The organism is Haloplanus aerogenes, assembly GCF_003856835.1.
In the GTDB taxonomy this organism is placed as follows: domain Archaea; phylum Halobacteriota; class Halobacteria; order Halobacteriales; family Haloferacaceae; genus Haloplanus; species Haloplanus aerogenes.
In genome coordinates this window covers 976934-994446 of record NZ_CP034145.1, presented here as the reverse complement: position 1 = coordinate 994446, position 17513 = coordinate 976934, and the positions used below count along the sequence as shown (strand labels likewise).

General features: G+C 57.3%; 15 protein-coding genes. 1 reads left to right on the top strand and 14 read right to left on the bottom strand.

What is annotated here, in order from left to right:
* Window positions 1-77 precede the first annotated feature (77 nt).
* Together DU502_RS05160 and DU502_RS05155 are read right to left on the bottom strand one after the other, a co-directional pair.
* Window positions 78-473 (bottom strand): PIN domain-containing protein, encoded by a 396-nt coding sequence (locus DU502_RS05160; RefSeq protein WP_121922073.1) that lies wholly within the window; start codon window positions 471-473, stop codon window positions 78-80.
* Window positions 470-718, bottom strand: coding sequence for a hypothetical protein (locus DU502_RS05155; protein ID WP_121922072.1), 249 nt, complete (start codon window positions 716-718; stop codon window positions 470-472). Before DU502_RS05155 ends, DU502_RS05160 begins: the two co-directional genes overlap by 4 nt.
* Window positions 719-1023: 305 nt before the next feature.
* Here DU502_RS05155 and DU502_RS05150 point away from each other — a divergent pair, with 305 nt between their 5' ends.
* Window positions 1024-3384, top strand: coding sequence for an STT3 domain-containing protein (locus DU502_RS05150; RefSeq protein ID WP_121922071.1), 2361 nt, complete (start codon window positions 1024-1026; stop codon window positions 3382-3384).
* A 223-nt stretch (window positions 3385-3607) separates the two neighbouring features.
* Here DU502_RS05150 and DU502_RS05145 read toward each other — a convergent pair whose 3' ends face one another.
* The 12 genes from DU502_RS05145 to DU502_RS05095 form a co-directional block, all read right to left on the bottom strand.
* Complete coding sequence (locus tag DU502_RS05145) at window positions 3608-5020, bottom strand: sugar transferase (RefSeq protein WP_394338942.1); 1413 nt, start codon at window positions 5018-5020, stop codon at window positions 3608-3610.
* Between the two features lie 217 nt (window positions 5021-5237).
* Window positions 5238-5696: a phage NrS-1 polymerase family protein gene (locus DU502_RS19045; protein ID WP_394338943.1), complete on the bottom strand. Its 459-nt coding sequence runs from the start codon at window positions 5694-5696 to the stop codon at window positions 5238-5240.
* A gap of 434 nt (window positions 5697-6130) precedes the next feature.
* Complete coding sequence (locus DU502_RS05140) at window positions 6131-8167, bottom strand: VirB4 family type IV secretion system protein (protein ID WP_199722787.1); 2037 nt, start codon at window positions 8165-8167, stop codon at window positions 6131-6133.
* Entirely contained in the window at window positions 8164-9177 is a 1014-nt protein-coding gene (locus DU502_RS05135; RefSeq protein ID WP_121922069.1) for a hypothetical protein, read from the bottom strand. Before DU502_RS05135 ends, DU502_RS05140 begins: the two co-directional genes overlap by 4 nt.
* Before the next feature lie 2 nt (window positions 9178-9179).
* Window positions 9180-10421: a hypothetical protein gene (locus DU502_RS05130; protein WP_121922068.1), complete on the bottom strand. Its 1242-nt coding sequence runs from the start codon at window positions 10419-10421 to the stop codon at window positions 9180-9182.
* Window positions 10418-11311, bottom strand: coding sequence for a hypothetical protein (locus DU502_RS05125; protein ID WP_124897026.1), 894 nt, complete (start codon window positions 11309-11311; stop codon window positions 10418-10420). Before DU502_RS05125 ends, DU502_RS05130 begins: the two co-directional genes overlap by 4 nt.
* Window positions 11311-12903 carry a hypothetical protein gene (locus DU502_RS05120; RefSeq protein ID WP_199722786.1) on the bottom strand — a complete coding sequence of 531 codons (1593 nt, stop codon included), beginning with the start codon at window positions 12901-12903 and terminating at the stop codon, window positions 11311-11313. Before DU502_RS05120 ends, DU502_RS05125 begins: the two co-directional genes overlap by 1 nt.
* A gap of 101 nt (window positions 12904-13004) precedes the next feature.
* On the bottom strand, window positions 13005-13415 hold the full coding sequence (locus DU502_RS05115) for a hypothetical protein (RefSeq protein ID WP_208020324.1): 411 nt from the start codon (window positions 13413-13415) through the stop codon (window positions 13005-13007).
* A 587-nt stretch (window positions 13416-14002) separates the two neighbouring features.
* A complete protein-coding gene (locus tag DU502_RS05110; RefSeq protein ID WP_121922067.1) occupies window positions 14003-14413 on the bottom strand; it encodes a VanZ family protein in 411 nt (136 codons plus the stop codon).
* A 239-nt stretch (window positions 14414-14652) separates the two neighbouring features.
* Window positions 14653-14928: a HalOD1 output domain-containing protein gene (locus DU502_RS05105; RefSeq protein ID WP_121922066.1), complete on the bottom strand. Its 276-nt coding sequence runs from the start codon at window positions 14926-14928 to the stop codon at window positions 14653-14655.
* An 81-nt stretch (window positions 14929-15009) separates the two neighbouring features.
* Window positions 15010-16167, bottom strand: a complete 1158-nt coding sequence (locus DU502_RS05100) for a hypothetical protein (RefSeq protein WP_121922065.1) — start codon at window positions 16165-16167, stop codon at window positions 15010-15012.
* A gap of 229 nt (window positions 16168-16396) precedes the next feature.
* Window positions 16397-17356: a transcription initiation factor IIB gene (locus DU502_RS05095; RefSeq protein WP_121922064.1), complete on the bottom strand. Its 960-nt coding sequence runs from the start codon at window positions 17354-17356 to the stop codon at window positions 16397-16399.
* Between the last annotated feature and the right edge of the window lie 157 nt (window positions 17357-17513).

The window sequence follows — 17513 nt, the reverse complement described above, 5'->3', positions numbered from 1 at the left end:
TCCCTACTGCGCTACTCGGCCTTCGGCCTGCGTTGCTCCTTGAGGAAGGGGACTTAGCGTCTGAAAACAGTTAGAACTTAGTAGGTCTCGACTGGCACACCCAACGCTTCGAAATCTTCGACGTTGTCTGTCAGGACCGCGTCGTCAAGGACGTCGGCCATCGCGGCGATGTACCCATCGTTCGCCCCAACGCTGGCGTTCCCTCCCACACGGTCGTCTGCCGCCGCGAGTAGTTCCCCGGCTTTCCGCGCAATCTCTTCGTCAACGTCGATGCGCGGGTACCCGAGGATGCGATTCCGCACCTCCTTCTTGGTGGTATTGCTGCGGGCCGTAAAGACGCCGTAGTAGGCCTCAGCGACCACCGGAGTTGGCAACCACTGCATCTCGCCGTCCTCGACGAGTTCCGCACCCTTCGAGAATGCATCCGGGTCCTCAGCCATCAGGTCGAAGAGATACGAGGAATCGATGATCATTCGTCTGTGCCCTCGCTTTCAAATGCGCTGCGGGCGGTATCGAAGCGGTCGCGGTCACGCCCGCGCAGGCGGTTCACCGCTTCCTTGGCGTCCTCGGCTTCCTCCTCGGTCAAGAGGCCGGCAACGTCGCCAGGGTGAGGGCCGCGCGTCATCCGGCGCAGCGTTTCCTCCATCGTCTCGTCGCCCTCCTTGTGGGCGCTGAGCCACTTGTGGTACTCCTCCGAGACTCGAATGGTTTTGACCATACGATATATTAGGATATATGCGTCTAAGAGTCTTACGGGGCTACTTTGACTCATTTCTCACTCGCCTTCGAGTGGCCATGATGAATCGATGGCTTGGCAAGCGGGCATTTTCTCCGTTTGGCCTCCTCCCGCGCCTAAAGACCTGTCTCTTACCCACAACTCCTATCACCATAGTTCGCGGAGAGTGTGGCCGAGATGCAGAGCGGTTCACGAAGTTGGTGGACTGGTGTAGATGAGGCGGAGCTGTGTCAGTCGTGGGGAATGCCGCGGGTTTTATGCGCTCGATTCTATTATCTCCGTGAGTAATGTCTGGCGCGCGTGAGGCGACGGCGTCCTTTCTGGACGACCATCCTGATGCTGAGGAAGATCTCCAGACGCTTCTTGAAATAGATCAGCGAGGCGAATGGACATTTGAGGAGATTCCATTTGACTCGGGGTTATTTGGTGAGCTTGTGTCTCGGGGGATTGCCGAGCAATCAGACAATGGCTATCAACTCTCTGATCGACAGGCTGTTAAGGCCGCTCTCAGCGGTGAGTCAGCCCCTACGACACCGACCGAGGAAACTACGAGTCCCCGGATAACGATCCCGGACGTAGACATAGAGAGTACCAGTATGGTCTTCGGTGCGTTACTATTTCTCGTCGTACTCCGCCTACTGCCGTATTCACACGTGTTTCGCGGTGATGATATCGTCCTACTCGCGAACGATCCATACTACTATCGCTATTGGCTGGAGCAGTTGCTTACACAGTCCAATGGGGTCACGACACTCGAGATTCTCTCTTCATTCCCGGAGACGATCAGCAAGGGCGAACCACTCCTGCTAGCGACGCTCTGGCTCGGTTCTCGCCTTCTCGGTGGCGATAGCGTCGCTGCTGGGACTGTGCTTGCGTGGTATCCTGTTGTGTCAGCAGTTAGCGTCGGGGCTATTCTGTACGTACTCGGCACGCGACTCTTCGCTGATCGGCGCGTTGGATTGGCAGCAGTCGGTATGCTCGCAATCACCCCGATGCACGTATTGCGCACTGCCCTTGGCTTTGCGGACCATCACGCATTCGATTACGTCTGGCTGGCACTGACGATGCTGGCGCTGGTGGTGCTCGCTGAAGACAACGATTTCCGTAACCGGTCGACATGGATCGCGTCTGCAGGACTTGGGATTGCTGTGGCCGGGCAGACGTTGGCGTGGGAGGCGGGCCCACTCCTCTTGCTCCCACTCGGATTCTATATCTTTGTCCGCTCGCTGATCACTCTTCACGCAAAGCGTTCGCTGCTTCGGGCTGAGCTGCCGCTGGTGAGCGGTCTTGCCCTTGGTTCCCTACTCACCTATCTGGTCCATCAGAGCTTGGGATGGCACACGCTTGTCGTGGCCTCGGCACCGTTGTTGCTCTTTGTCGGCAGTGCCGGCCTCCTCGTGCTGAGCCTCATTGCAAGCCGAATCGGAATCTCCGCTCGGCTCTTGGGTGGCGTGGAACTCGGCACCGTTGGTGTATTGTTCATTATATTGCCCGAGATATTCCCCGCGTTGGCGGTCGGACTGAATCGGGGGATCGATTTTCTCTTGGAGACTGAGGGTATCGCAGAGACTGCCTCGCTCATTAGTGGACGGCTTGGCTCTATTTTCGGGCCGGCGTTCCTCTTTGGATGGGTTCTATTCTTGGCACTCCCCTACCTCGGCTGGTTGTCGTTCCGGGCTTACCGGGATCACGATTCGGCCATCCTTGTCCCGGTCGTGTATGGATGGTTTTTGCTTGTGTTAGCAGTGATTCAGCTCCGCTTCGCGGGCGAATTAGCAATCCCGATTGCTGTGGTTGCGGGCGTTGGATTTGTTCATCTCGCGTCTCGCGTCGATATTGCTCGTCCCTTATCCTACGGAGAAGACGCCTCTCGTCCCGAAGCGCATGATCGACAGCAATCGACTGTTCTCTCTCCGCAGCTTCCAGACAGACACACGACTGTCTCACTACTCGTCATTTTTCTCTTGCTGGGGAGTATGAGCTTCGTTCAGATCCCGATTAAATCAAACCAGCTTGCTATCTCCGATAGTCAGTATCAGGCGGCACAACAGATGGAGGGATTCGCCGCTGAGCAGGGCTGGGAGTATCCCGAGAATTACGTGTTCAGTCAGTGGGATCGCAACCGAATGTACAATTACTTCGTCAACGGACAGGCTAGATCCTATAGCTATGCCCAGTCGAATTATGGGGACTTTCTTGTCGCGACAAATGGCGAGAAATGGTATCGGACACTTCGTGACCGTGCTGGCTTCGTTGTCACAGTTGAGTTTTCACCAGAGATTGCAGAATTTGACGAACGATCCCTTCAAACCCGTCTGCAGACACACTATGGAAGTGAGACGAGATCCGCTCCTGCTCTTTCGCACTACCGTGCAATCTACGTGAGTCCAGATGGCTCCGTGAAGGCGTTTGCACTTGTCTCCGGCGCCCGGCTCGTTGGCACTGCTCCACCATCTACCGAGATCTCAATTACGACGACACAGTCGGTTAGTGGTCAGCAATTCACCTATTCACGAACCGTGGAATCCTCCGCTGCTGGCCGCTATGCCGTTACGGTACCCTATCCCGGGAATTATACTGTCAATGGAAATCCTGTGCATGTTTCAGAATCCGCAGTCATGCAGAATGAGACGGTGGCGCTCTCCTGAGCCAAGAGCTAGTCAGCCATTAGTATCTGCGACTTACGAACCAAGAGGGTCGCTGGTCGTAGGGCTGAACTCTAAGGACGCCAGAGTCATATCTCCTACTCCTCAGGTGAGCCGAAATTGCGATATCTCATACGGGGTGAAACCTATTCAGGTCAAGCTGCAAAGCACGTCGGTTGGTTCGCCCGCTGAAACGAGATCGAGTGGGGTGTTCGGAGTGAGCGTGCTACTGGCTTTCTTCTTTCTCTTTCAGTGTTCTCAGCACGTCTTCCAACACCATCCAGACCTGTTGAGCGACTAATTTCATATCGAAGCGGAACGATTGCTGACGGACATACTGCAAGTCCAACCGAAGCTTTTCGGTCGGATTCGTACTCGTCACGCCATTCACTTGCGCAAGCCCCGTCAGTCCTGGCTTGACGAACCACCGTTGGCGCCATGACTGGGTTTCGGCCTCCAACAGCGATTCTTCCGCCGTCCACACGGCTCGCGGCCCAACTACACTCATATCGCCCACTAAGACTGACCAGAGTTGTGGAATTTCATCGAGATGCGTCCGTCGGAGGAAGTGTCCCACGTCAGTGATACGGTCGTTGTCGGCGTCATCGATCGGTGTTGCGGATTCTCCTGCCGGCATCATGCTCCGGAACTTGTACACGTCGAAGGTTTCGCCGAAGATGGCGGTCCGTTCTTGCGTGTATAGAATCGAACCGCCATCATCGAGTTTGATCGCAGCTGCGATTCCGATGATGACGGGGCTCAACACAAGTAAGCCACAGACTGAAAAGATGATGTCGAAGCCCCGCTTCATCACGTAATCTTGGATATCCCACGGTTCGAGTTCGATATCGACCAGTCGGTCGGTACTCTCTCCGGAGATCAAGACGCTATCCGTGTGTTCTGGATGGACTTTGGCCGCAACCCCGTGTTCGTAGCAGGCATCCAATGCCCCGAAGAATTCAGCCCGATCCGGGTGTTCGAATGCGAGGACGACGGTATCGATATTGTGGCTCACAAGAACGTCCTCAATCCGCGACAGTCCACCTAGCCGCTCGACACCTGCGAGGGTGGTGCCACCATCCGGAATCGCTTCCGTCGGCGTGTCGGTCGCGATTCGGAAGGGGCTGGTTGGACAGAGATACCCCACGACTGGCAGGTCAAGCTGTCGAATAACCTCTTCGATCGTCCGCGGATTGTCTCCCACGATGAGGCTTCGGTCGGGCCGTCCAGTAGGCCGCTGTCCAATCCATACGAACCACGCTGGCAACCCGCCCAAAAGAAGCGGGGTCAGCATGAGGAGGGACAGACGCGGAATACGATAGGTGTAGTCGAAATAGCCAATCGCCGTGAGCATCAGCAGTCCCAGAACCACGCGTTTTGCGGCGAGAGAGAGGGTATCTATCGTCCGGCGGGGGCGGGGTCGATAGAGCGGGAGAAACGCCGCGATGAAGACCGCGACGGTCGTCAACACCTCCCACGTAAATTCAGCGGTGCCCGGTGGCTCCACAGGTAATTGCGATACCACCGGGAGGGTGCTTGCTAGCGCTTGGACGGTTCCATTGTTAATGAGAAGAACGGCACTGCCGGAGAGTAAGGCGACGCCGCCAACGGCAAAACTACGGTACCGCCAGCCCTTCATCACTCTATATGGTTCGTGATTGAGCGCTTAAGTCCTCCGTCATCGTGTTCATTAGTGGTCACACTATCAGCGTTGGTGCGTTGCCAGACGGATGTCGGCCCAGTTGACTGGTAATATTGCTCCGCTCGGACATCTTACGACGTAATAGCGCTACGGAGTTCGGCCGTGTTTGTCGAGAGGTGTCGATGACACCTTCCGCAGAAGGCGAAATAGCGAGCTAAGACTCGCCGGTGTATGTCTTTGTAACATGAGAACACGCTCGTTCGATCGTTCGTTCGCCATAGGTCGCTCCATCCGCATAATGAACCTCATCCCATTTCGGTCGGATTAGTCCAGACTGTCGAAAGAGTCGGTCTATCTGGGTCGATTCTCCCCCCGTCCAGAACGCGAGCAAACAACAGAGCGCCACATCCGCTTCGGAGTGGCTGTCATAAGGACTGATTGTGCCGTTCCAGAGACTGGTGAACTTCTCCCCATTCGAAGCGGATTGCGCGCTTTCCAGCACCTGCTGGTCATCTAAGCGCGACTCAAACGCGAGTTGGCGGTCCGTTGATGGGGTAACCGCAGGTTGCTCTGGTTGTGTAGAGCGAGCGACAACAGTCTGATAGACCGACGCGAGCGCCGCAGCGCGCTCACACACTGATTCGGGGAGTGTTGGTAATCGATCACCGGTCATAGTGAAGAATCGTCCGTGGTCGTACATCTCAACGGATCCTCGCCGTCGTTGGCCGGCTGGGAGTGTACCCCGGACAATGATGTGGAGACCAGTGCCCGACGGTGAGATCTCTGTATAGGAGTGGAGTCTGTGGAGCATGGGTATGACTGCATCCGTGAGTGCACCCGTCTCGGGATTTCGGCAGTCATCGAGGTCAATACCAACGTAGGGATCCTCCCTCGTGAAGACGAAGCCGATCCCCGACACTGCCGGGTCTCTCGCGCGACCAAGCGCAGCTTCGAACGTACTCCAGGTCTCCGGATCGGCAGTCGATGCGAATTCTCCCGTTGTTGGATCGAGGGGGACTTTCGTCTGTTTGCCCTGCCGTTCGTGGGAGGCCCAACAGACCCACTGCTGACGATCTCGAAGTGAGATCGGGAGGGCGTTCGGATTCATTATCTGGGATTCCGTTCATCCCGGACTGCGGATCGCTCAGTGACGGCTGCCGACCGTGTGGGGGTCGCCTGTGTGTCTGGGTCTGACTTCTGAGCGAGGGTCTCAGACTGCGGAATTCCCGTCTCGGAAGGGCCGTTCGTGATGACCGCGGCTTCGAACGGGCTGGCGCGAACGCGGAGTGGGAACCAGCCTTCTTCATCGACCCCGAGGAGTGCTTCTGAATACCCATCCGCGTCGTTGCCTGCCTTTGCGGTGCGAACCCAGTTCACTTCACGGTCACTCAATCCAAACCACTCCGCGAGTTTGGTCGCGTCCTCCTGCACCCGATGGATCAGTGTTATCGAACAGAGATTCGCGATTGTTCGCGTCTCCGGTGTCAAGGCGAACTCACCGCCGGTTTGCGTGATAAATTGTAATGAGAGGTCGTAATGTCGGCTATGGCGAACAGCTGTTTCGAGAAAGTCGAGCGAGGCCGCATCTGACAGCAGGTAATGCGCTTCGTCGATGGCAAACAGCACCCGCTTCGCCGTGCTTTTGGCCCGCTCGTAGACCGCATTGAACAGGACCTGCATCATCAAACTCGTCTCTGCTCGTCCTTGCGTCCCCTCCTCCTGATGCAGGTCGAGATAAATCACGGGTGCATCGAGTTCGAATTCCGTTGGCTTCGCGAGGTTGGCCAGATCACCGCCAGCTTGGAACGACGGTCGGAGGTCCTTTAGCAACGCTTCGGCATCACGGCGTACACTTTCCTGCTCACCATCGGTCACGTAGTCAAACGCCGTTGGATCGGCCAATAGCTCCTCAAGAGCGACTATCACTTCCCGAATCGTCGGTGATGGATGGCCATGCGTCGCCGGATCACGTGTGATCCCGTGCTGTCGATAGGCCTCCTGTACGGCTCGGCGTAAGGTCTGCTTGCGCTCGCCAAGGGGATTGGTCGCAACACTGGTAAAGAACGACTCGAAGAACGTCAGCACCCACGCAATCTGCTGACTCCACGGATCGAGATCGGGAACGTTCGCGAGGACGGACGCTGGCGTTGGCTGGAGGTCCAACGGGTTGAATCCGCGTGTCCCACCGACGGTGATGCGCTCACCATCGAGTGCGGCGTTCACCCCAGCAAAACTCCCCAGCGGGTCGAGCATAACGAGACTCGTGTCTGCATCATACATTGCCCGCCGAAGGAGCTGGAGCTTTGTCGAGAAGGATTTGCCCGTGCCGAGTTTTCCGATCACCATTGCGCAATAGCCAGTCTCGCGGTTGAACCGGTCGAGGATGAGCGGGCTCTCCGTGAGTGCATAGGTTCCATATTCGATTCCAGGCTCGGCAACGGCCCCCGCAACAAACGGGAACATCGCGCCGACGGCGCCGGCTAACATCGGGGTTCGCGTGTCGTAGGCGTCGTTCAGGTGATCGAGTGCAATCGGACTCGCAGAGACCAATGCATCGAGCTGTGCCCAGCGCGGCGTCACTGGGGTAAGATTGGCGGGCGAGCGCCGCGCTGTCCGAGCGACAGCATCCGAATCGATCTCGGTCGCCTCTGCGCCGCGGACAGTGAGGTACATCGAGATATCGAAGGCAGTCATCGGGGTGTTCCGGAGCGTATCGTACAGTTCTTGATAGTCCGCTAGATCTTTTTGCACGGCGCGTGCACCGGCGCGCCGTTTCGCGGCGAGATATTCGTAATCCGCCTCCAAATCCTCGATTTTGTTGCCGAGGGAGTCGAGTGTCCGTGCGGTGTCACGCGGATCGAGATGGATCGTGATATCCGTGGTTCGCGTATCGGCGCTCGAATAGAGGGTTTCAAAGAGGCCATCGGCCGGGGCGTCTGGATATTCGCCAATCCAGAGCGTCCGTGCCCACTGCCCACCCGTTCGAACGTCGTTCGGCGTCTGTTCGATACTCGAGGGTGTGATCACCGTCTGATGCACATCTGTGGCTGTCCCGAGTGGACGATCCGTCGGCTGAGCGGTCACGACGGGATCGGTCTCCGATGTTGCGGATCGCTTCCAGAAGGCGAGTCTCTCCCAGATCATGTTCTCTCACCGACGAGTGGTCGTGTTCGGAGAACTGATCTAAGGTCGCCGTATTCGTGAGATTCACCGGCCCAGAAGTCGACGAGAAGCTGGGTGGCGTCTTCGGCGCTCACACGCGTAGCGGTACAGCCATCGATCTGGGCGATGCCTGCCTCAACGCGTCGGAGACGGGTCTCAAGCGCATCGAACATTGCTGCCTGTCGGGCCGTGGCGTGCGAGTCGAACCAGGTTGTGAGAAGGATCCCGAGTACTGGAAGCCGCGCGAGTTTCTGCCGGAGGCTTTCGCGTTCGAATCGGACTTCATGAGGCGCGACCGGGATGACGATGTAGTGATCCCGGATCGTCATTCGTCGCTGGTCAAGCTCGTCCGCATACCATGAGAGATAGTCTCGAATGAGCGCGGCTAGCTGTGGATTTGCGCGCACATCTGCCGCCTCAAGCCGTGAGTCGTACTGGGCAAGATACCTCTCGACAGGGAATGGCTGGGTCGTTGCATAGAGCTGGATTGGAAAGTCAACGACCGTATTGCAGAAGTTCTGGAAGGACTCGGCTTTCGCCTGCCATTCGTGATCGGTTGCGAGTGCCATCGTCGGTGGCTGCACTTGCACCATCCCGAGGAGTGCCCCGTCGGTCCGCTCGAGTGCGTCGCGACGCGGATATACTCGCTCAATCTGCGTATACTGCTTCGCGTCTTCGTGCGTGGCCCGTTTCGGGTGTCGAGCAAATCGAACGACCGTCTCAATCCACTCTAGGCTACTCAGATGGGCTGGCGTGAGATAGACGAATAGGAGCCCACATACGATTGCACTACCAGCGAGCGGAAGCGTGATCGTCTGGAGGTGATACCCACCGATGATTACCGGCGTGGGGACGACGATTTGGAGGAGCAAGATCACGATCACGCCGGGCAAGACGGCCACCACGATATCGGCAAGCGTGTATGTTCCAAGGAGTGTTGCGTCGGTTCTGAGTGATTTCGGGATGCGTTTTGCTGGATCGTTGGTAGCCATAGTTACTGGATGTATCGTGGTGGGTCGTCGTCCCTGTCGGTGCGGCTGCCCCGAGACGTGCCGTCCGAGGTGCGCGTTGCCGTCCGATTTTGCAGGTTCTCAAAGTTTGCCGCCCGGCTGAATTCAGCACGCTCTGATCCCGTGGCAGCCGTGCCGCCGTTCCCGCCACGTCTATTCTGCCGTTTAAACCGGTCGCGGAGACGGGAGCCACTGGCATTCAATCGTGCACCAGCCACGTGTGCCCGTGAATTCCCGGAGTTGAGGACCGTCTGTCCATTGCCCCGAATCGCGGGTTTGCCACCAGCGCCGCGGAGAAAATTGCGGCTGCCCAAGACGCTCGCTTGTCCTGTCTCCCGCGCTCGCGCTGTTCGATCCTGTGCTCGCGGGGTTGAGGCGTGGCGTGCGGCTCGATCTGTGACGAAGAAGATCGCGCCAGCCTGCCAGAACAGTACCAGCGGGCAAAGGACAGCCACAATCGGCATGATTAGCGCGGTTAGCCACGCCCCGAAGCCACCCATTGAGAGACTGAAACTCTGCCCCATGAGATCGCCGACTCGGAAGAGGATGGCGACTGGCACGGTCATGAACAGAAAGGGGACGTAGAAGCCAGCAAGTCGCCGCATAAATCGCGAGACGAGCGAGAAGGGACCGACACCTGGAATCCAGAAGACGATGAGGAGCGGCATCAGCAGGACGAACAGATAGAGCACGAGGTGTCGTGTGAAGTAGAGTATGATGAGCAGAACGAACAGGAGAAAGTCAGACGCGAGGGCAATGACGAGGCCCAGTACTCCCATCGCTGCGAACGAGAGCGTCTGAAAGAGCGTGATCGACGAAAGGTCGGGAACGATATACCCGGTAAGTGCCTCGATGAAGCGGAGTGAGAGGGCGGCAATCCACCACCATGCCAAGATGCCGAGCAGGCCGGAGAGGGCACGTTTCTTGAGTTTGGATCGGTGATAGCTGCTGAAGAGGTGACTCGTCGACTCGAGAAAGATGACAAGCCCGATAGCTAATGCCCAGAGGAATAAGGCGAGCGGAACGATCCCATCCCAATAGTAGTCATAGATATTCGGCCACGCGCCGTTCGTAGGTCGGCTGAAGACTGCATTTGGATGTGGAGTTCCAACTATGAGACTGACCAAGGAGTTCGCATGAGTTTGAATGAGATTAGTGATCGGAGTAAATAATACTCTAAGAAGCTCTTGAAGCGAATCAACTATAACATCGCCGAGTGCGCTCATAGAGCGCCCCTCTTGCGTTGCTTACTACTCTCTAGATTACTGTTCTCCGTAACCACGACAGAGATATCACTGCAAACATACTCGCCGAGGAGGCCTGCTGAATGAGCCTCGCCCCCGAACATCACCACAATTCGCTCTTGCAGTGGAGCACCAGCGGCGACTCCTACGATAACATCCATTGAAACTGACTCATTACAATTCTGTCTTTTTTGATTAGCAAGAAGAAGGGGCGAGGTTGACCCAACATATCGCCGTTTTTGGTGAGGCGCTAGTATCAGATTCTCCGCCGATTTTGGCACCGTTATTTGGGGTACGCCAGCTCCCTCAACAAGAGGTCGATTCACCGCCGTATTTGGTGCTTCTCGATATGTTATATCATATATCCATGTTGGTGCCGTTCCTATATTTTCAACCGTTATTACAAGGTTGCCGAGGTCGACTGCCTTCTCTCCCTCCAGATATTGACGAATATCGACGATTTGTACGTTCGGTCGTAGTTCTAGAGTGATCGACTGGGAACCAGACTCCTGTATTGCGACCAGTTCGTAGCGCCCCGGTTCGTAGTGTTCATAACCGCCGATTCCGGGTTTGATATCAAGAATCTGTATCCTCGCCGAGGTTGCACCAGTCGCGACGGGTGTCTGGGCAAACAGGCTCCCATCGGGAGCGATCAGATTGAGCTGTGAGACATCATGGGCTTCACGCAGTGTAACCACCATCTCAGCACTCTCGTAGGCGATACGCTGGACCACCGGTGCCGTGCGAACACGTGAGTCAGTTTCCGTTCGTTGCGGAGATCCTGCTCCCGAACAGCCGGCTGTCGTGCTGAGTCCGATCGCCAGTGTCGACCGGAGGAGGGACCGCCGTGAGAGGAGTGTCTTCGGATTCATCACACTCGCCTCCAGGGTGGCCAGACGCGCCAGCCGGTAATCCGATCGATAAGAAACACACCGACCAGGAAGAGCGACACAGGGATTGCCAGTTGATACAGCACGCTGAGTGCCTGCAGTACCGTTCCGTGTACGTACGCGACATCAGAATCGCCGGTATACCCGGGACTGGCAGTCCACCATCGCCCCGGCTCGTATCGCGCCGCAATCCCACCGGACGTTCGCGGCAGTGTCGTCGTCACAGTCCCGTTACCGCTCGTGTTTACGCGCGTGTCCGCCAGAACGACATACCCCTCACGTCCGGCGGTGTTGATTGGCGCACCTGTCTGCGCATCCTGTACCTGCACTCGCACGGTCATCGTTTCAGGGGTGGTCTGTCGGACTGTCACAGTGAGATCGCTCTGATTGATGGGAATCTCCGCAAAGTCAGATGGCTTGGCATCAACATCGACCCCGCGGACGATGCCGTAGGCGGTCACCGCGGCAAGGTTGTGATTGGTCGTCTTGGTGCGAGTCGCAAGGCCATAACTCGACGTATATGGGTCCGTCAGGATGTCCAACAGCACTGTCGGCGGCAACGTCGGTGGCGTTGTGGTGACGCCATACGCCTCCAGTATGGTCACGGTTCGCCGCGAGGCGGTCGGCCCGGGTTCGATGGGATACGCCGCGATCTGCAATGGATGGAGTGGCGAATCCTGTACAGTCTCACCCGATTCCGTCCGCACCACAAGTGTGTCCCAGTCTTCGTTCCGCGCGACGTAGAAGCGCCAGACACCGTGGACGTCACCGTTCGGGAGGGAATAGCCCAGCCAGGGCTGATTCTTGTAGATCACGAGGCCAAGGTCGCCATTCGGATACGCTGCCCGATAGCCGGAAATCGTGAGGTCGTATGGTACGACTTCGAGCTGATCCTGGACAGTCAGTGTCTCCGTTGGGTAGGTTATCGTGTTCTCCCACTTGATGCAGTTGCCATCGACATCGCGGGCGATGCAGGTCTCGACGCGTTTGCGTAAGGTGGCTGTGATATCGGCTTCGAGAATGAGTTCCTGTGACCGGCTGCCACTGCTTTGGAGCGCGTAGGGCAACGTAGGTGTGTGATTCCCGCTCGCATTCGAGATCATGGTCCCCGCGACTCGAACCCGTGTCTCTCGGATGTCGTGGGCGACGAGGCTCCAATAGACGCGTCGCGAACCAGTCGTGTCGTCTGGAGGAACGGCCACGCGGGAATCGACAGTCCCGAGTAGTGTTCCGTTCGAGGCGACGTACAACGGCTGTGCGGCTGGTGAGAGCCGGGCTCGCGTCGAGGGTTGTACTGCGAAGATAGCGGTGTAGGCATCCTTAATGAAGCGGCCGTGACTGAGCGGCGCCGTAGGTGGCGCGATGGCCTGATCGGAATCTGTTATGGGGAAGTCGTGGAGGTCGCCGCGATTCCACTGCTCGACCGCAGCCGGTGGGGCATTGAGTGGGATGTCTGTTCCCGCAGCCACTACACAGACGCCTCTCGTCGTGTTCGCGGTTCGGGCGTGGAGTGTCGACGTGTTTGTTGCGTCGGTATCCCCTGCCCAGAGGGTGCAGTATGTCGTCTCGTTCACGCCATGCTCCGGTGACGGGGGTGGATGGGCGGTTGCCTGTGTCGCGCTTGCGGTGAGAGCGAGCATGGCGACCAGCCAGATGAGCGTGCCTCCAACGGTGCTCAGAAGCCGCAACTTGCGCCTCCTGCCACAACGTTATTGAGCAGGAATCCGACGATTGCGGTTCCGAGTGGAGCGACGATCACCCCCCACAGGACGGCCTGATTGCGCATCTCTTTGAGTTCGCGCTTCATATCTACGCGGCGAACCGTTGGGAGTACAACTGTTGCTCCCAGGGCGATCACCCCACCGAGCAGTGGCCCTCCGAACTGAATGAGTGTGAAGAGGTTCTTGATCGTCTCCGCCATATCTGAGGTACAGAAGGCGGGTCCGACTGACTGCGCGGTAACCGGCCCAGTCGCGAAGAGGAGTAAAAGAAGGGTGACACAGAGCGGCGTACGGAAACTGTTGGTCACGAACGCGATACGGCTGGATCGTTCCGGGTCTGAATCCGGGTTGGCAGATTTATCCATATCTTTGAGGATACTCGGTCAGCACATCGGACGCGTGTCTCTGGCAAGGAGAGGCGATGAGTGTGAGCGATTGTATCCGATGTCCTGAGCGCATTAATCATGTATAAATATTATGTATTCTTACATACTTTTTCAGGCAGCGTTCTAAGCTGGTGGGTCTTCCATCCAGAACTAGGGCGGGTACGGCCGACCGAAGGCGTGCTGGCGTACTGGTTTCGCATCAGATTTTGTGGCTTCTTTCGGGGATCGATGAGTGGAATCGTCGACACTCGTCGATGTCTGTGGATGGGAGTTGTGCCTCGGCACAGTGGGCCTTGTTTAGACGCTCCTGAAGGCGCGAGTTAGTGGCAATACTCGGTGAACAGAATCATCCCGTGAGTGCCTCTCAAGCTGATTTTGTCGTTCAAATATTGACCGGGGAAGGCGATCTACATCGCGTCTAAACAAGGCTGGCACAGTGTGGGTAGTTTTATTTCGCACGTTCGGGACATAGTACGCGATAGCATCTGTTGCTAGACAAAACTGAGTCCGCTTGTCTTAAGCGGAAGCAGTTGATCGAGTATTCGGCGTCTGCAAGCACTGCCTCGTCAGAGATTGGCATCCGGGACAGGGATGTATCGGAGTCGCCGTTCAATACCGAACCAGATCATCCCAAGGAGTGCCCCGACGATATTAGCAAGTACATCGAGGAGTGCAAAGTAGCGGTTGGAGAGAGGGGCCTGAATCAACTCGACCAGCACCCCATAGCCGATGGCCGTGACAAGGACAAGTCCCGCCCGTTTGAATCCACGTGAGTGAGGCGGTGCCGTCGCATAGGCCAGTGTCAGCGCGAGCCCTGCATAAGCCACAAAATGCAGCTTCTTGTCCCAGAGCGATCCTGGTTGGGGTGGGGCTGGTGCGGTTGCCACGACCGAAAAATAGCCAATGATTCCGGCTACAGCGAGTACGCTCCCCCAGCGTGTCCATGCCGGCAGCAGCGGAGCAGGAACGCGATTCATCGGTCACCCATTTTCGGCCATGAGTAAAGAGATTATGACAGCCGAGACACCGCCGCTGACTCAGCTAAATCTGTAGAGCATCCATCCAGCGTATCACTAGGTGCGACGTGTAGATCGGCATCTCCACCAGACTGTTCATGGAACTCACCGAGAGGGGGTGTCTGTTTTCATTGTGGGGGCGTGATGCGGCCGAGACGTGACTGAAACGCGAAGAGTGGTGGTAGGATAAGATCCCAGAGTTAGCGCGTCTTTTCAATTTCGATGGTTCCGTCTCCCCGTATCTGTACATCGATTTTGTTGATGGTAAAGGATACGTCGACAGTATCCGACTGCGGGCCTGTGAACAGTCTATTGAGGGCGTCCGGATTGATATACTCGTAGAGCGTGGTTCCCTCCTTGAAGAGTTCCGCTGAATCGACGTGTTCTGCGTCAGCAAGCGCTTCGACTACCGCAACACTCGGCCGCACTGTAGACAGATCGAACTCAAATTGAGACACTTCCTCTGTAACATCCATCAGTAGTCGGTTGAGACAGTGTATTATAAATATCTCTTGGCTTCGCTCGGCTCCGCAAGAAGTAGAGGAATCGGAGAACGGCTACTCGGTAATCGTAGATAGTCGCGCCCGGAGGGCTGCCTCGCGTCGTTCGAATCGGGTAGCTTTCGCACGAACTTCTTGTCCGACGCGGTCAAGTTGTGCGAGTGCCACCTGGCTATCCAGCCCCGTCTGCCCGTCATGTGTCGTTGCGTCTACTGCCTGCTGTTCGTACGTCTGCGTGACGGCGTTCACGGTCGCTTCGGGATTGAACAGAATGTCGTTGGCTCGCCGGACGTACCGATCCAGTGCGGCTCCTTCCTTTCCGTTGAAGAAGTGCGTCAGGGCGTAGGTTGCTCCTGAGTGGAGTGTCCACAGATCGATTTCGGTCGGTGTCGTCGCCGCTGCCCGCGCATCGCTCGCCGCTTGGGTGGCGAGATAGGTAGGGAACTCAAGCAGCTCGTAGAATTCCGTCACATCGAATGGCACCTGCGTGAAGTCAACCGTAATCTCACTGGCATCGTCGATGAACGCCGCGAGATCGTCGGCAATGAGACCGAGCTGTGCGAGTACGGTCTCCCACCAACTCCGAAAGTCGCCCACTTCCCCGACGTGTTTCACGGTCTGCCGATCAGTCAGCTGGCGAATCGAGTTCGCACAGTAGCTATCGCGGGCGAAGCCTTCGACGTACACCGCATGCCCACCGAAGAAGTCATAGCCCGAGGTGACGCCCATCGTGATCGGCTCATTTCGTTCAGGAAGGGTGACGGAGAGTCCATCGAACAAGATGTCCATATGGATCTCGCCACCGCCACGGTACTGTCGAATCTCGCCAAAGACGAGTTCGCCGAGCGTGCGTCCCTCGTGGGTTTCCGCTCGGAGGACCTCTTCAAGCGGTGCGTACACGTCTGTCGGCGTAATGACGGCATACGAGTCTGTCGGGACGTGAAAGAGCGGGTCGGTGTCAGTATCGCCCGCAGCTTGGCGTTCGAGTCGCTCGGGATCCACGATTGCGTTGAATCGGTCGGTCGGGATCCACTCGTCCGTATAGGGGTTGTTGTACGCAATTTTCGTGTCAACAGCTCGTGGCAGGGCCCGGATCGCTTCCGCGAACGAGACGGGGTCGGCATCTGAGTGTCGTTGGGCGTACCACGCTGGAAAGGCGGTGCGTGTTCGGCCGTCCACACCGGCGAATATGATTGTTTGCTCTGGCGGTGTCATGGTTGTCTACGGGCATTCCGTGGTTGCGCCCGCACCCGTCAGGGCGCACAAAAATTGGCAGGCTCGGTCTCCCGTGAACCGTCTCGGCGTCGCTCCCCGAGACACTGGCTTGCTCGCTGGAAACCCCGTCGGTGTAGTGTACGCCCGATCGTACCCACGCGCGCACCGATCCAGTCGGATCGATCTAGCAGTCCGATACCGACTCTTGCCGGGAAACATCCGAACACCCTCACGAAGAAGTAGTCCCGTCTGTTGGTTCCGCACTGAGTACGTCTCGGAGTTCATAATAGCGGTCGCGAAGGGTTACTGGAGTCACGCCTGCAATCTCTGCGAGTTCTACCTGTGTGTAGTTGACGTGACAGTCCAGACCGGCGACGTACAGACACGCTGCGGCGACACCTGCTGGATGCCGGCCATTGGCAAGCCCGTGTTCCTCCGCCAGGCATGCGAGTTCACGGGCTCGATGCCGGACATCCGCTGAGGCCTCACATTCGGCCGCGAATCGTGAGAGTTGCTTCATTGGCGTAACGAGTTGAGCGTCTAGCCCGAGTTCGGTGTTCAGTACCCGGTAACTACGTGCGACACGTGGCTGGTCACAGTGGGTCACCTCCGCGACTTCGGCAATCGTGCGCGGATAGCCTCGGCAGCGACAGGTCGCGTACAGGCTGCCTGCCGCCAGCATCTCGATTGATCGACCGCGGATGAGTCGCTTTCGCTGTGCCCTCCGATAGAGGAGACTGGCTTCCTCACATACGGATCTCGGAAGATCAAGGGCACCCGCCATCCGCCTGATTTCGCTGCAGGCGTAGGCGAGGTTCCGCTCTGCTGTGGTTTGCCACTGTGCCCGCTGATGCTGTTGTCGTAGCCGGGCAATCTGCCGACGCTTCGCTCCCGATAGTGGCGTTCCCTGTGCATCACCACCGTAGCCAATCTCACTCGAGAGGCCCCAGTCGTGACGGGTCGGTGTTAGTGGTGCACCCGTTCGCTCGGAATCAGTATCGCGGTCGAATACGTTCCAGTCAGGTCGGTGATCGAGGAGATACTCGTCGATAACGAGTCCACAGTCCGCACAACTGACTTCCGCACTCTCCGTGACGAGGGTGCCTGCACATTCCGGACAGGTCTTCGTCGCAATTGTCTTGCCACTCTCTTCATCGAAACTACGCTCGTAGATTGCTGTCTTGGCCATAGAACACGCGAGGCACTCGGTTTGGAGTCGCCCCGCACCCTTCAGGGGGCGAAAAAATGAATCGGTCGTTCAGGAAGCCGAGGACTCCTGTGTGAATTCCACGCTGGTTTTAGGAGACGGAAAATCAGCTACCTCCACCATAATAGTATACTCATGA

Excerpts from the sequence above, each read along its gene's own strand:
- DU502_RS05110 (WP_121922067.1), bottom strand. The coding sequence starts at position 14,413 with ATGAATCGCGTTCCTGCTCCGCTGCTGCCGGCATGGACACGCTGGGGG.
- DU502_RS05115 (WP_208020324.1), bottom strand. The coding sequence starts at position 13,415 with ATGGATAAATCTGCCAACCCGGATTCAGACCCGGAACGATCCAGCCGT.
- DU502_RS05095 (WP_121922064.1), bottom strand. The coding sequence starts at position 17,356 with ATGGCCAAGACAGCAATCTACGAGCGTAGTTTCGATGAAGAGAGTGGC.
- DU502_RS05105 (WP_121922066.1), bottom strand. The coding sequence starts at position 14,928 with ATGGATGTTACAGAGGAAGTGTCTCAATTTGAGTTCGATCTGTCTACA.
- DU502_RS05155 (WP_121922072.1), bottom strand. The coding sequence starts at position 718 with ATGGTCAAAACCATTCGAGTCTCGGAGGAGTACCACAAGTGGCTCAGC.
- DU502_RS05145 (WP_394338942.1), bottom strand. The coding sequence starts at position 5,020 with ATGAAGGGCTGGCGGTACCGTAGTTTTGCCGTTGGCGGCGTCGCCTTA.
- DU502_RS05100 (WP_121922065.1), bottom strand. The coding sequence starts at position 16,167 with ATGACACCGCCAGAGCAAACAATCATATTCGCCGGTGTGGACGGCCGA.
- DU502_RS05125 (WP_124897026.1), bottom strand. The coding sequence starts at position 11,311 with ATGAATCCGAAGACACTCCTCTCACGGCGGTCCCTCCTCCGGTCGACA.
- DU502_RS05160 (WP_121922073.1), bottom strand. The coding sequence starts at position 473 with ATGATCATCGATTCCTCGTATCTCTTCGACCTGATGGCTGAGGACCCG.
- DU502_RS05130 (WP_121922068.1), bottom strand. The coding sequence starts at position 10,421 with ATGAGCGCACTCGGCGATGTTATAGTTGATTCGCTTCAAGAGCTTCTT.
- DU502_RS05150 (WP_121922071.1), top strand. The coding sequence starts at position 1,024 with ATGTCTGGCGCGCGTGAGGCGACGGCGTCCTTTCTGGACGACCATCCT.
- DU502_RS05140 (WP_199722787.1), bottom strand. The coding sequence starts at position 8,167 with ATGATCTGGGAGAGACTCGCCTTCTGGAAGCGATCCGCAACATCGGAG.
- DU502_RS19045 (WP_394338943.1), bottom strand. The coding sequence starts at position 5,696 with ATGACCGGTGATCGATTACCAACACTCCCCGAATCAGTGTGTGAGCGC.
- DU502_RS05135 (WP_121922069.1), bottom strand. The coding sequence starts at position 9,177 with ATGGCTACCAACGATCCAGCAAAACGCATCCCGAAATCACTCAGAACC.